This window comes from Pelomonas candidula, from assembly GCF_043555985.1.
In the GTDB taxonomy this organism is placed as follows: Bacteria; Pseudomonadota; Gammaproteobacteria; order Burkholderiales; family Burkholderiaceae_C; genus Pelomonas; species Pelomonas candidula.
The window spans coordinates 1-13,918 of record NZ_JBIGIC010000001.1 but is presented as its reverse complement, the minus strand read 5'-3'; the positions used below and the strand labels follow the sequence as shown (position 1 = coordinate 13,918).

Annotated in this window: 12 protein-coding genes; 7 read left to right on the top strand and 5 right to left on the bottom strand. The window is 68.0% G+C overall.

What is annotated here, in order from left to right:
* Entirely contained in the window at window positions 1-3,816 is a 3,816-nt protein-coding gene (locus ACG04R_RS00060; RefSeq protein WP_394405354.1) for a hypothetical protein, read from the top strand.
* Between the two features lies 1 nt (window position 3,817).
* Here ACG04R_RS00060 and ACG04R_RS00055 read toward each other — a convergent pair whose 3' ends face one another.
* Window positions 3,818-4,435, bottom strand: a complete 618-nt coding sequence (locus ACG04R_RS00055; RefSeq protein WP_394405352.1) for a tetratricopeptide repeat protein — start codon at window positions 4,433-4,435, stop codon at window positions 3,818-3,820.
* 56 nt (window positions 4,436-4,491) lie between these two features.
* Here ACG04R_RS00055 and lipB point away from each other — a divergent pair, with 56 nt between their 5' ends.
* Together lipB and lipA are read left to right on the top strand one after the other, a co-directional pair.
* Complete coding sequence (gene lipB, locus ACG04R_RS00050; RefSeq protein WP_394405350.1) at window positions 4,492-5,169, top strand: lipoyl(octanoyl) transferase LipB; 678 nt, start codon at window positions 4,492-4,494, stop codon at window positions 5,167-5,169.
* A 2-nt stretch (window positions 5,170-5,171) separates the two neighbouring features.
* Window positions 5,172-6,137, top strand: a complete 966-nt coding sequence (gene lipA / locus ACG04R_RS00045; RefSeq protein ID WP_394405348.1) for a lipoyl synthase — start codon at window positions 5,172-5,174, stop codon at window positions 6,135-6,137.
* 61 nt (window positions 6,138-6,198) lie between these two features.
* On the opposite strand, the gene ACG04R_RS00040 is transcribed toward lipA, so the two are convergent.
* The 3 genes from ACG04R_RS00040 to ACG04R_RS00030 all read right to left on the bottom strand — a co-directional run bounded on the left by ACG04R_RS00040 (window position 6,199) and on the right by ACG04R_RS00030 (window position 9,283).
* Window positions 6,199-6,687 (bottom strand): TlpA family protein disulfide reductase, encoded by a 489-nt coding sequence (locus ACG04R_RS00040; RefSeq protein WP_394405346.1) that lies wholly within the window; start codon window positions 6,685-6,687, stop codon window positions 6,199-6,201.
* A gap of 31 nt (window positions 6,688-6,718) precedes the next feature.
* Window positions 6,719-7,867 (bottom strand): hypothetical protein, encoded by a 1,149-nt coding sequence (locus ACG04R_RS00035; RefSeq protein WP_394405344.1) that lies wholly within the window; start codon window positions 7,865-7,867, stop codon window positions 6,719-6,721.
* A 177-nt stretch (window positions 7,868-8,044) separates the two neighbouring features.
* A complete protein-coding gene (locus ACG04R_RS00030; protein WP_394405342.1) occupies window positions 8,045-9,283 on the bottom strand; it encodes a CaiB/BaiF CoA transferase family protein in 1,239 nt (412 codons plus the stop codon).
* Between the two features lie 71 nt (window positions 9,284-9,354).
* Between ACG04R_RS00030 and ACG04R_RS00025 the strand changes: the two genes are divergently transcribed.
* The 3 genes from ACG04R_RS00025 to ACG04R_RS00015 are packed head-to-tail and all read left to right on the top strand — an operon-like array spanning window position 9,355 to window position 10,485.
* Window positions 9,355-9,813: a hypothetical protein gene (locus ACG04R_RS00025; protein WP_394405341.1), complete on the top strand. Its 459-nt coding sequence runs from the start codon at window positions 9,355-9,357 to the stop codon at window positions 9,811-9,813.
* A gap of 10 nt (window positions 9,814-9,823) precedes the next feature.
* Window positions 9,824-10,219, top strand: coding sequence for a PTS sugar transporter subunit IIA (locus ACG04R_RS00020; RefSeq protein ID WP_394405339.1), 396 nt, complete (start codon window positions 9,824-9,826; stop codon window positions 10,217-10,219).
* Complete coding sequence (locus ACG04R_RS00015; protein WP_394405337.1) at window positions 10,216-10,485, top strand: HPr family phosphocarrier protein; 270 nt, start codon at window positions 10,216-10,218, stop codon at window positions 10,483-10,485. Before ACG04R_RS00020 ends, ACG04R_RS00015 begins: the two co-directional genes overlap by 4 nt.
* A 53-nt stretch (window positions 10,486-10,538) precedes the next feature.
* Here ACG04R_RS00015 and ACG04R_RS00010 read toward each other — a convergent pair whose 3' ends face one another.
* Entirely contained in the window at window positions 10,539-11,342 is an 804-nt protein-coding gene (locus ACG04R_RS00010) for a GNAT family N-acetyltransferase (protein ID WP_394405335.1), read from the bottom strand.
* 116 nt (window positions 11,343-11,458) lie between these two features.
* Here ACG04R_RS00010 and ptsP point away from each other — a divergent pair, with 116 nt between their 5' ends.
* Window positions 11,459-13,237, top strand: a complete 1,779-nt coding sequence (gene ptsP, locus ACG04R_RS00005; protein ID WP_394405333.1) for a phosphoenolpyruvate--protein phosphotransferase — start codon at window positions 11,459-11,461, stop codon at window positions 13,235-13,237.
* Window positions 13,238-13,918: the final 681 nt, after the last annotated feature.

Here is a 13,918-nt window from a genome sequence, read left to right as displayed (position 1 = left end):
TTGAGCGCGCTGCTGGAAGTCACCGTCACATGCATCCAGCGCCTTGCCGATGCGCCGCTGCGCGACTTGATCAGGCGGCTTTGCCAGGCTGAACTCTCGGACGCAGGTCTGCCGCTCTCGGCGGTGAGGGCCGGCGGCCATCAAGATGCACCCGACGGCGGGATCGACGTTTGTGTCGACTTGGTCGGCGATCCCGCCGGGCTGGACTTCATCCCCCGCGGCCAGACTGGTCTGCAGGCCAAAGCCGAGGCTATGCCGGCGTCGAAGGTGGCGGGTGAAATGCGGGCTCGCGGCACGCTCAAGCCGGCCATCCGTGAACTGCTAGTGCGAGGCGGCGCCTACGTCATCGTCAGCTCCAAGGACTCCTGCACGCCACCGATGCTCCGGGACCGACTGGCTGCCATGCGCAAGGTTGCCAGCGATGCGGGGTTACCGGCCGAAGTGATGCTCGACTTCTTTGGCGCCGACCGCATCGCTGACTGGACCAACCGACACTCCGGCGTGGCCCTGTGGCTGCGCGAGCATCTGGATGGCCCGTCGCAGGGATGGCGTGGGTACGCTGCATGGGCCGCGTCCAGTATCGACGCCGCCTTTCTGGCTGACGACCAAGCCCGGGTCGAGGCCTCGGGTGAACGCGGCACCCGGCAACTGAGCGTCGCGCAAACCCTGGCGGAGCTGCGCGCCAAGTTGCGCATCCCAGGTCAGGCGATCCGCCTCGTCGGCCTGTCGGGCACGGGCAAGACCCGGCTGGTACAGGCTTTGTTCGAGGCGAGTCTGGGCGATGAGCCCCTACCTGCGCATCTTGCTGTGTATGCCGACGCGGGTGAGGCTCTGCAACCCTCCGCGGTAGAGATGCTCCACCGGCTTGCCGCACAGGCCCGCCCGGTGGCGCTGTTGATCGACAACTGCAACCCGGCGACCCATCGTGCGTTGCAGGCCGCCCTGTCCGCTCGCCCAGGTCGGGTCGCACTGCTCACCATCGAGTACGACATCGACGGCGGCGAAGCCGAGCAGGCCGATGTCTACCGCCTCGGGGCTACCACGCCTGGGCTGCTCGATCGCCTGCTTGAACTCCGCGAGCCCAGACTGGGCCATGGCGTCCGGCAGCAAATCGTCAGTCTCTCCGAAGGCAATCTGCGCGTCGCCCTCGCCTTGGCCAGCGCCGCCCGTCGAACCGGCCGATTGAGCGGCCTGAGTGATGCAGACCTGTTTCAGCGACTGTTCTGGCAGCGACAGCAGCCGGACCCGGGCCTCGAGCACGCCGCGCAGGTGTTGGCCCTGGTCTATTCCTTCAACGCCGAGGAATCCGATGTCTCCGAAGCCGACCAGGAACTCACGCGCCTGGCCCGGCTGGCAGCCCGCTCCATCGCCGAGCTGCGGCGTTATCTCGGCACCTTGCTGAATCGAGGCCTCGCTCAGCGTCGAGGCCCGTGGCGGGCCATCCTGCCGCACGCCCTGGCCAACCACCTGGCCGCAAGGGGCCTGGGCGGCGTGTCCGGCGACGATCTCTGGCGCGAGCTGCGGCAGCATGAGCGCTTGTCGCTGTCGTTCGCGAGGAGGCTTTCTTCGCTGCACGACAGCCGCGACGCGCAGGACGTGGTCGGGCGTTGGTTTCGCGAGGCGCCGGGCATGGCGATCTTCGACGAGCACTCGATGCAGGGCCGCGAAATCTTCAGACTGCTGGCGCCGGTCCGGCCGGATCTGGCACTGACCCGGCTAGAGCAACTGACGGCCGTCGAGGGGCAGGGCTTGCTAGGCTGGCATCATGTGTTGTACCGGGACGCGGCCGTCGGTCTGGCAGGGCAGCTGGCCTATCCGGCCGTGGATTTCGCCAGGGCCGCCGAAGTGTTGGTCAGGCTGGCGACGCACGAGGGCAGCGGCAGCAACCGCGGCGAAAACCGCCTGCCTCGGCCGTTGGAACGCTTGTTCAGGCCCCTGCTGTCTGGCACCGAAGCCGATGCCTCGCAGCGCCTTGCCTTGCTTGCGTCCCTGCTGGATTCGTCGGATTCAAGGCGCCAGCGGCTGTCCTTGGTCGCTTTGCGAACCCTGCTGGCTGTGAACTGGAGCGGCTCGATGCCCGAGACCTTCGGGGCGCGAGTGCGGGGCGAAGGCTGGCAGCCGAGTTCCGAGGACGACTGGGCGGCCTGGTATGGCGGGCCGATGCGGCTTGTCGCCGAGCGGCTGTGCGCGGGGCATGCCCTGGCTGCGGAGTTGGCCGACCTGGTCGCGAACGCCGCCGTTGCTCTGGCCTGGGACGCCGACGTCTTGCCGGCGTTGGAGCGGTTCGCAGCGGCGGTGGCGCATCTGCCTGCGGCACTGTGCTTGTGGCGTGGCATCGCTGTGGCGTTGCTCCTGCCGCCCGCCTCGCCGGTCGGCGCTGACTCTGATTTGCGCGCTCGGCTGGAGGGGCTGGAGTCCCAACTGCGCCCGCAATCTCTCGAAGATCGCATCGAGGCGCTGGTCTACGCAAGCCCCAACGGCAGGGTCGATCTGCTGTCACTTGAAGAAATACAGGCCCATCGTTCAGGCGCCGCGCCTGTGCTCGGGCACTACGGCCAGATGCTGGCTGACATCGGTGCCGAGCTTGCCTTGCGTCTGCACGAGCCTGCCCTCCTGCATCGGCTGATCGACAACTTCTCGCCGGGCTACACGCCGCTGCTGGGTCAACGGGTCGCAGAGCGCGCCGTCGATCTTGCTGGCGACTGGTCTGTCCTCATTCGCCGCTATGCCGCCGCCCCTCGGGAATCACGAGATGCGGGCTTCGTCCGCGGATTCTTCGATGGGTTGCGGGCGCGTGACCCTGAGTTGGCCGAGCGATTGCTGGACGATTGCGCCGCCGAGCCCGTGCTGGCTGAACTGGGTGTCGAACTGCACACCGGCCAGACGGTCGACGAGGCGGGCGCGGCGCGGCTGACGGCACTTGCCAGGCAGGGGCAGGTGCCGGCGGCCAAGTTTGGATGGTTGAAATTCGGTGGGCTATTGAGTGGGATTTCGTCGGCAAGCCACGCCGAACTGTTGCGATCCATCAAGGCCCTCCCCGAGGGGCTACGAGAGGCGATCAGCCTGCATCGCATGCGTTTGTTTGGCCTGAGCAGCATGAATGCGGAGGTCGACGACGAGGCTCGCGAACTGTGTGCAGAGTTGCTGCTCGGGGTGGATGCAAGCTTCGCCGACGAAAGTGACTGGTACAGCGTGAGTGATCTCGTGCCTGCGGCGCTGTCCGGTCAACGAGGACGGGAGGTCGCGGAACATCTTTGCGCGGTTCTCATGGAACGACGCGACGGGGGCTTCTTGGCCGGGGTGGCAGAAGTCGTTGTCGGGCAGCTGTTTGCAGGGCGGCCTGTGGTGGCTCTCGATGCGTTCGGACCGGGAGCTGACGACGAGGAAGAGGAGGCCCGCAAGGATTGGTGGTTGATGGACGCTCGGCACGAGCACCCCCTCAGCAAGGTGGCCGACGCCGTGCTGCTGGCGTGGGTGGCCCACGATGCGGCGCGGCGAGGCCCTTGGTTGGGAGCGCGTATCAAGGTTTTCGCTGACGAGCCGGCGCAAGGTTTCGGCCCGTTGGCACGGGCGCTGCTGCAGCAGGCGCATGACCGCTCACGAATCCTGGCGTCTTTTGAATCGGGCGCACTTCCCAATTCTTGGGCAGGTTCCTACGCTGCCGCGGCCCAGCCCTTCGTGGTCCGTCTGAGCGCGTTGCTTTCGGCCGACGAGCCTGACGTCGTGGCCTGGGCACGCGCTCAATTGCAGCGGATTGAGGAGCGCATCGCACAGCGGGACCGAACGGAACGGCAGAGCGCACAGCGCTTCGAGTAGCTCAGCTCGATTCGCTCAGCGCCTTGAGCTTGGCCTTGGCCGCGACGTCGCCGTTCTTGGCGGCGACGTCGTACCAATACCGCGCCAGCCGTTCATCGACCTCCACGCCCAGCCCCGTCTCGAACATCGACGCGACGAGGTACTGGGCACCGACGTCGCCTGCGGTGGCGGCCTGCAGATACCAGCGGTGGGCCTGCGCCATGTCCTGCTGCCGGCCGCGGCCGAGGTAGAAGCAGGTGCCGGCGGCCAGCGCGCCGTCGCCGTTGCCATGTTCGGCGGCGCGCTCGAACCAGTCGCAGGCGGCGGTCTTGTCGAGCGGCCCGTGGCGGCCCTGCTCGATCATCTCGCCCAGTGCGTTCTCGGCCAGGGCGTAGTGCTGCATCGCGGCGCGCTGCAGCCACTGCCAGGCCTTCGCGTCGCTTGCGCCAGGCAGTTCGCGGCGCAAATGCATCATGGCCAGGTTGAACTGGCCCAGCGGCTCGCCGCGCGCGGCCGAGGCGGCAAAGCCCCTGGCGGCGGCCTTCAGCCGGCCCTCGTCGTAGGCGGCCACGGCGTCGTCCAGCGGTTCGGCCCGGGCCAGCGAGGCGACGAGCAGCAGGGCAATCAGCGGAATCTTCATCGGCATGAGTCGGCGAGCGACGGCGAGGGCTTACGGTGGCTGCCTATGATGCCGCCATGATCGTCAAGACCCTCGGGCGGGTCGATTACCTGCCCACGCTGGAGGCCATGCGCGCCTTCACGGCGGCGCGCGATGCAGACACGCCGGACGAGCTCTGGCTCTGCGAGCACCCGCCCACGTTCACGCAAGGCATCGCCGGCAAGCCGGAGCATCTGCTGCTGCCGGGTGACATCCCCGTGGTGCCCACCGAACGTGGCGGCCAGGTCACGTACCACGGCCCCGGCCAGGTCACGGCCTACCCGCTCATCGACCTGCGGCGCCAGGGCATCTTCGTCAAGGAGTACGTGTTCCGGCTGGAGACGGCGCTGATCCAGGTGCTGGACAGCTACGGCGTGACCGGCCTGCGCGTGGCCAGCGCGCCGGGCATCTACGTGCGCCCGGGCGACCCCGGCAGCCATGCGGCGCTGGCCGGCCCCGTCGACCCGAATCGGCCGTTCAACGGCCTGGCCAAGATCGCCGCTTTAGGCATCAAGGTCAGTCGTCACTGCACCTACCACGGCCTCGCGCTGAACGTCGCGATGGACCTGGAACCCTTCCTGCGCATCAATCCTTGCGGGTACGAAGGACTGGAAACCACATCCCTCGATAAAATCGGGGTTTTCACCGACTGGCCGACCGCGGCCGGCCGGCTCGCCGAGCGGCTCTCGGCCCAATTCGACCTCGCGACGCCCTGACCATGTCCGACACGACCACCTACGACCCGTCGATCAAGCAAAAGGCCGAGGCCAAGACCTCGCGCATCCCGATCAAGATCGTGCCGGCCGAGGTGCTGAAGAAGCCCGACTGGATTCGCGTGAAGGCCGGCTCGCCCAGCACCCGCTTCTACGAGATCAAGCAGATCCTGCGCGAGCACAAGCTGCACACCGTCTGCGAGGAAGCCTCCTGCCCCAACATCGGCGAGTGCTTCGGCAAGGGCACGGCCACCTTCATGATCATGGGCGACAAGTGCACGCGCCGCTGCCCGTTCTGCGACGTCGGCCACGGCCGGCCGGACCCGCTGGACGTCGACGAACCGCTGAACCTGGCCAAGACCATCGCGGCGCTGAAGCTGAAGTACGTCGTCATCACCAGCGTCGACCGCGATGACCTGAAGGACGGTGGCGCGGCTCACTTCGCCGAGTGCATCACGAAGACGCGCGAGCTGTCGCCGGGTACGCAGATCGAAGTGCTGGTGCCCGACTTCCGCGGCCGCGCCGACCGCGCGCTGAACATCCTGAAGGCCGCGCCGCCGGACGTGATGAACCACAACCTGGAAACCGCGCCGCGCCTGTACAAGGAAGCGCGCCCCGGCTCCGACTACGAGTTCAGCCTGAACCTGCTGAAGCGCTTCAAGGAAGAAGTGCCCGGTGTGCCGACCAAGAGCGGCATCATGGTCGGCCTGGGCGAGACGGACGACGAGATCCGTCAGGTCATGCGCGACATGCGCGCGCACAACATCGACATGATCACGATCGGCCAGTACCTGGCGCCGTCGGGCCACCACCTGCCAGTGCGCCGCTACGTGACGCCGGACATGTTCAAGCAGTTCGAGAAGGAAGCCTACGAGCTGGGCTTCACGCACGCGGCCGTCGGCGCGATGGTGCGCTCCAGCTACCACGCGGACGAGCAGGCGCACGCGGCGCTGAACCCGACGGTGGGCTAATCCAGGCGGGTATTCCGGGCCGAGCGTCGGGCCACCCCAGGAGGCCCGTCAGGCGAGGGGCTCAGCCTTCGGCGAGCAACTGCTCGATGAGACCGTGCAACGCGGCGAAGTCCGGCTCGCCGACGTAGCGCTTGACGATCTCGCCGTGCTTGTTGATGAGGAAGGTCGTCGGCGTCATCTGCACCGGGCCGAAGGCCTGGGCAACCGAGCCCATGTTGTCGATGGCGACGTTGAAGGGCAGGCCGCGCGTCTCGGCGAAGCGGGACACGAAGGCCGGCGGGTCGTAGCTCATGGCCACGGCCAGCGTGTCGAAGCCGCGGCCCTTGAACTTGTTGTGCGTGGCGATGATGCGGGGCATCTCGCCCACGCAGGTCGCGCAGCTGGTGGCCCAGAAGTTCACCAGCATGACCTTGCCGGCCCACTGCTGCGAGCTGGCCTTCTGGCCGTTCAGCAGCACGTAGCTGACCTCGGGGGCGCGGTCGCGGGCGCAGCCCGACAGCGCAGCGGCGCAGGCCAGCAGGGCGGTGGAAAGCAGGCGGCGGGTCAGCATGGGCCGGATTCTAGGCACCTGCCCAAAACCTTCAATTGCGCTTGGCCAGCTCGAACATCAGCAGCGACGGCAGCGCGTCGGGCAGGTGGCGGCGCGAGATGCGGGCGATGCCGTCGTTGGTGGCGGTGGACAGCTGGGTGCGGTGCTCGCCGTCGAACATCTCGACGAAGCTGAAGTCCGGTGCGTCGCGCATGACTTCGGCGATCAGCTGCAGCAGCGCCTCGTTCATCAACGCGGCGTCAAACAGCAGCGCGTGCGGCAGGCCCTCGCGGCAGAACTGCTCGGCCTCTGCCACGCTGCCCACCACGTCCACCAGCATGCCCATGTGGCGCACGGCGGCCTGGGACTCGGCGCGCAGGTCGCGGTTGGCCGACAGGATCAGCAACTGGCAGCCGGCCAGCGGGCGCGAGTTGCCGCCCATGCGCTCGGCCTCGGCTTCCAGCCTGGCGTGGGTGCTGTCGGGCGGCGGCGCCTCCTCGGGGGCGAGCTGCGTGAACTCCAGCGTCAGCAGTGTGATGCCGGCCTCCTGCTCGCGCAGTGGCAGCACGCCCAGCGTGATGGCCGTCTGCTCCACCAGCTTCCAGGCCAGCGAGTCCAGCGTGGCCGATGCGCCCCGTGGCTCGGCCTCCTCGCCCAGCAGCTCCAGCGAGCGGTGGGCGAAGCGGCAGGAGAGCCGCGCCTTCACGGGCCAGGGCGTCAGGTCCAGGCGCAGGTCCACCGACGAATGCGTGTTGGCCAGCGCCCAGTCCATCATCGCGTTCAGCAGCGCGAACAGCAGCGCGCCGTCGGCCCAGATCTCGACAGGCTTGAGCGTCTGGCGCACCTGCACGCCGCGCGTCTGTGTCTCGCGGCTGCGCTGGGCGAGCACGCTGCGCAGCATCTGCGTGAGGTGCTGGCGCTCGCGGTTCAGACGCAGGCGGCCGGACGCGAGGCGGGCCAGTTGCTGGCCCAGCATGCCGGCGGTGCGGGCGTCGTCCACGCTGCGGCGCAGCAGGCGCAGGCCGCGGCGGTCGATCTGGCCGGTCGTGGCGAGGTTCTGGATCTGCTCCAGCGCGGCGCTCAGCGGCCCGGCGATCTCGGCGCCGAGCTGCTGGACGATGTCGGCCCACTGCACCGGCGTGGGCTCGGGTGCGACATCGTTGGCGGCGCTGACTGGCGCTGAAGAAGGCGGTGTGGACATGACCCTGACGACTGAACCGCAGCGGATGGTTCTAGGTTGTTGGCCCGCCGCGGTGAGAGAACGCACTCTGTAGACAGGACGTCCCCGCCTCCATCCCCCGACTGGGTGGAAACCCTTGGTTACGGGGTGGGTTTGCCCGCAGGGCAGGTCCGCTCGCGTGGGCGGGGTGCGGGCCCCTCAAGCAATCACGCCCTCCGCGAGCCAACGGTCGATGTCGGCCTCGTTGCAGCCGGCCTCGCGCAGCAGTTCCCGGCTGTGCTGGCCCAGCAGCGGCGGCGCTTGGCGGTATTGCACGGGCGTGGCGGACAGCTTCATCGGGCTCGCCACGAGGCGCAGGTCCGGCGTCAACGGGTGGTCCATGTCGACGACGGCGCCGCGTTGCTGCGCATGCGGGTCGGCCAGCGCCTCGGCGATGTTGTTGATCGAGCCGCAGGGCACCTTGGCGGCCTCCAGCGCCGTGAGCCATTCGTTGCGTGGGCGCCCGCGGATGGCCTCTTCCAGCAGCGGCACCAGCACGGCGCGATGGCGCACACGCTCGGCGTTGGTCGCGAAGCGCGGGTCCGCAGCCCACTCGGGCCGGCCGGCCACGTCGCAGAACTTGGCGAACTGGCGGTCGTTGCCGACGGCCAGGATCAGGTGCCCGTCGGCGGCCTCGAACACCTGATAGGGCACGATGTTCTGGTGCGCGTTGCCCATGCGGCCCGGCACCTTGCCGCTGCACAGGTAGTTGCTGCCCAGGTTGGCCAGCATGGCGAGCTGGGTGTCCAGCAGCGCCATGTCGATGACCTGGCCCTGGCCGGTCGCGTCACGGTGGCGCAGCGCGGCGAGGATGGCGACGGTGGCGTACATGCCGGTGAACAGGTCGGCCACGGCCACGCCCACCTTCTGCGGGCCGCCGCCGGGCAGGTCGTCGCGCTCGCCAGTCACGCTCATCAGCCCGCCCATGCCCTGCACGGCGTAGTCGTAGCCGGCGCGGTCGGCGTAGGGGCCGGTCTGGCCGAAGCCGGTGATGGAGCAGATGACGAGGCCCGGGTGCTCGGCCAGCAGGCTTTGCGCATCCAGCCCGTAGCGGGCCAGGTCGCCGACCTTGAAGTTCTCCACCAGCACGTCCACCTGGCCAGCCAGCTTCCTGACGATGGCCTGGCCTTCCCGCGTGGCGAGGTCGACGGCCAGCGAACGCTTGTTGCGGTTGGCGCCGAGGAAGTAGGCGGCCTCGGTCGTGTCGCGGCCGTCGGCATCCTTGAGATACGGCGGCCCCCAGGCGCGCGTGTCGTCCCCGCTGCCGGGGCGTTCGATCTTGATGACGTCGGCGCCGAGATCGGCGAGGGTCTGGGTGCACCAGGGGCCGGCCAGCACGCGTGAGAGATCCAGCACGCGCACGCCCGCCAGCGCTTGTGGAGTTGGCAGTTCTTGCATCGAGGAATTGTCGTGGGGCGGCTGCCCATAATTCGGGGATGCGCCTCACCCCCGTTGCCGGATTTGCCCTAATGCTGGGATGGCTCTCGGCCTGCCAGCCGGCGTTGAATTGGCGCGAGGTGCGACCGGCGCAGTCCGGTGCGCTGGCGCTGTTCCCGTGCAAGCCCGACACCGAGCAGCGCTCGGGCATGGGCCTGGCCCGCTGCGAGACGGGCGGCAAGGGCTTTGCGCTGTCCTGGGCCGACGCGCCCGATCCGGCTCAGTCCGGCGCCGCGCTGAAGGCGATGGCGCAGGCGCTGGCCACCAAGCTGGGTCAACCGCTGCCGGCCGCCGAAGCGCTGCAGGTGCCCGGCATGACCCCGCTGCGGGAGGCGGGCCAGTACCGGCTGGCGGGCAGCGGCGGCGTCACGCGCCTGGCCGTGTTCGCCCACGGCGGGCGGCTCTACCAGGCGCTGATGACGGCGCCGCAGGACGACGCGGCGGCATGGGAAAGCTTCGTGACGGGCTTGCGCGTCGAGCCCGCCCGCTAACATCCCGCCCATGGCCCAACTGCTCGTGATCGCCCACGCTCCGCTCGCCTCCGCGCTGCGGCAGGTGGCCGAGCACACCTTTCCCGACTGCGCGCCGACGCTGACCGTGCTGGACGTCCAGCCCGGCCAGTGTGCCGACGACGTCGAGGCCGCCGCCCGCGCGCTGATGGCCGGCGACGGCCGGGAATGGCTGGTGCTGACCGACGTGTTCGGCGCCACGCCCTGCAACGGCGCGCTGCGCCTGGTGGGCGAGCAGGTGCAGGTGCTCACCGGCGTCAGCGTGCCCATGCTGTGGCGCACGCTCTGCTACGCCAGCCAGAAGTCCTTGACCGAACTGGCCCGGCGCGCCGCGCAGGGTGCGGTCGCCGGCGTCATCGCCACGCCTCCCTTGCCGCCCGAAGAATGATCACTTCCACTCTCACCATCAGCAACAAGCTGGGTCTCCACGCGCGCGCCTCGGCCAAGCTGACAAAGCTGGCCGGCAGCTTCAAGTGCGACGTCCACATGAGCCGCAACGGCCGCCGTGTGAACGCCAAGAGCATCATGGGCGTCATGATGCTGGCCGCCGGCATCGGCGCCTCCGTTGAGCTGGAGACCGACGGCGAGGACGAACAGGCCGCTCAGGAAGCGATCACCGCCCTCGTCAACGACAAGTTCGGCGAAGGTCAATAAGACTTTGCTGGGCAGGTCGATCGAGCTTGGCGAGCGGCTCTGCCCCAACTGGCTTAGAGGCTGATTCGCCTGAAGCGCGCCGGCAGGTCCGCCGTGCGCAGCAACAGCGGCAGGTCGGCGGTGTTGAAGTCAGGGTCCCAGGCGGGCTCGCCCATCAGCTTGGCGCCGCAGCGCAGGTAGCCGCGGATCAGCGCCGGCGGCTCCACGACCAGATCCTGGCGCAGATGCTCGATGGGCAGCGGCAGACGCGGGCGCACCTGGCAGTCGATGGGGGCCAGATGCGTCGCGGCGATCTGCTTCCACAGGCTGGCCGCGAAGTGGCCGCCGTCGCGCATGCTGACGCTGGCGCAACCGATGACCGTATCCAGCCCGTTGCGGGCCATGAACTCGGCCAGCGCACCCCACAGCGTGATGATGGCGCCGCCGCTGCGGTGGTCGGGGTGCACGCAGGAACGGCCGATCTCGGCCACGCGCGGGCGCAACGAGCGCAGACGGGTGAGGTCGAATTCGGTGTCGCTGTAGAGGCCGCCGGCGCGCCTGGCGGCCGCCGGGGTCAGCACGCGATAGGTGCCGACGACCGGGCCGGTCTCGCCGTCCTCGGTGCCGGCGCGCACCAGCACGTGCTCGCAGTAAGCGTCGAAGAGGTCGACGTCCAGGCCGGCCGGCGAGTTCTTGGGGGCCGCGAGGCGTGCGCCCATCTCGACGGCGAAGACCTGGTAGCGCAGCGCCTGGGCTTCACGCACCTCGGCTTCGCTCTTGGCCCAGCTGACGCTGAGGCGGGTGGAGGGAGCGCGCTCCGGGCGCGATGCGACGGGGGCATGCGACAGCGCATGCGTGACGATTTGGCTGCGGTTCATGGCCCGTCATGCTGGTGGGCCGGTTTGACGCTGCGGTGAAGCCCTTATGAAAAAACCATGACGCGCGGGACCGTTGCAAGCGGCTACATTGGCCCCTCGGTCTGGGGAGTGCGCTGATGAGTTTCCAGGTGTTCGGCATTGCGGTCTCGCGCGGCGTGGCGATCGGCCGCGCCGTGCTGGTGGCGTCCAGCCGTGTCGACGTGGCCCACTATTTCGTGGCGCCGGATCAGATCCAGGCGGAGATCGCCCGCCTGCTCCGTGGCCGCGATGCCGTCGTGCAGGAACTGGAGACGCTCAAGGACGAACTTCCCGACGACGCGCCCCACGAACTCGCCGCGCTGCTGGACGTGCATCTGATGCTGCTGCACGACGAGGCCCTAACCGGCAGCGCCAGCCAGTGGATCGTCGACCGCCACTACAACGCGGAGTGGGCGCTGTCTGCCCAGCTTGAGGTGCTGGCCCGCCAGTTCGACGAGATGGAGGACGACTACCTGCGCGAGCGCAAGGCTGACCTGGAGCAGGTCGTCGAGCGTGTGCTGGGCGCGCTGGCCCAGGCGCAGGGCGACGCTCCGGCTCCGGTGACGCCGCGGGACTTCGCCGGCGAGGACCCGCTGCTGCTGGTCGCGGCCGACATCGCGCCGGCCGACATGATCCAGTTCAAGCGCAGCGTGTTCCGCGGGTTCATCACCGACATCGGCGGCAAGACGTCCCACACGGCCATCGTCGCCCGCAGCATGGATATCCCGGCCGTGGTCGGCACGCGCGAGGCCTCGCGGCTCATCATGCAGGATGACTGGGTCATCATCGATGGCGATGCTGGCACGGTGATCGTCAACCCGTCCCCCATCGTGCTGGAGGAATACCGCTTCCGCCAGCGCCAGAGCGAGCTGGAGCGGGCCCGCCTGGCCCGGCTGCGCCACACGCCGGCCGTCACGCTGGACGGGGAGCACGTCGAGTTGCACGCCAACATCGAAATGCCGGTCGACGCCGAGGCGGCCGTCGTCGCAGGCGCCACCGGCGTGGGCCTGTTCCGCACCGAATTCCTCTTCATGAACCGCGACGGCGAGCTGCCGAGCGAGGAGGAGCAGTTCCTCGCCTACAAGGCTGCCGTCGAGGCGATGAAGGGCATGCCGGTGACCATCCGCACCGTCGACGTCGGTGCGGACAAGCCGCTGGACCGCCTGACCGTCAACGAGCTGCGCCACGAGCATGTGCTCAACCCGGCCATGGGCCTGCGCGCCATCCGCTGGAGCCTGGCCGAGCCCAGCATGTTCCGCCAGCAGTTGCGCGCTATCTATAGAGCGAGCGCTTTCGGCAAGGTCCGACTGCTGGTGCCGATGGTGGCCCACCTCAGCGAGGTGCGGCAGATCACGGAGACGATTCGCAAGGTGCAGCAGCAGTTGACCGACGCTGGCCATGCGTTCACCCGTGTCGAGCTGGGCGTCATGATCGAGATACCGGCCGCGGCCGTCATGCTGCCGCTGCTGCTGCGCCACGTGGACTTCGTCTCCATCGGCACCAACGACCTGATCCAGTACACGCTCGCCATCGACCGTGCCGACGAGGCAGTGGCGCATCTCTACGATCCCTGGCATCCGGCCGTGCTGCAACTGATCAGCCAGTCCATCGCGCAGGCGCGTGCGGCTGGCAAGGGTGTCAGCGTCTGCGGCGAGATGGCCGGTGACCCCGACTTCACCGAACTGCTGCTGGCCATGGGGCTGCGCAGCTTCTCCATGCACCCGTCGCAGATCCCCGCCGTCAAGCAGCGCCTGCTGCGTTCGGACGCGCAGCGGCTGGCCGGCGTGTTGCCCAGGCTGCTGGAAAGCGAAGACCCCCGTGCGGTCGCGGAGAAGGAACTGGCCGTCGCCAAGGGCGGAGTGGCTGCAGTGCATTGAACCGGTAAGCCGATGCAGCGCCAGCGGACGCTCGGCGTTTGCTCTGCAGTGCGCAGCTTCTCAGTCATTTTTGTCGGGCTTTACCCATGTATGGAACAGGCAGGGCCCCAAGCAGGTTGGGGCGAGCAAGAGATTTCTCGAAGAATTTGCCGCAGACTCTTCCCAAGCTTCAAAACCTTGTGCTACAGTGGCAGGCTTCGCTGATCACAGCGGCCTAGCCGGAGGCGGCGGCAGATGGGATTGGCGGGCGGATCGAAAGATCAGGGCGGGCTTGAAAGAGTCGCCAGGCGCCGGAGGGTTCTGAAGAGAATTTTCAAAAAGTGCTTGACGACGCCGCGAAAGCAGATAAAAATCTCGCCTCTTTGCTGCTGACAACAATTCGCGAAAGCGAATTAAGGCGAGTGGCAAAGTGATCGAAATTGCTGAGTATCGCGAAAATAAATTTTCAAAAATACTCGACGACGACGAAAAAGCAGATTAGAATCTCGCCTCTTTGCTGATAACGATAAACGTAATCAGCGCGCAAGACGAAGAGTCAAGACTCTGAAGATTGCGATGTTCTTTAATAATTAGCAGCCGATAAGCGTGGGCGTTTGAGGCGAAGTGATGTTGCAGGGTGACTTGCAACGGTCCTTCGGACTTTAAACGCTCACGGAAATTAGATTTGAATCATGCAAATGG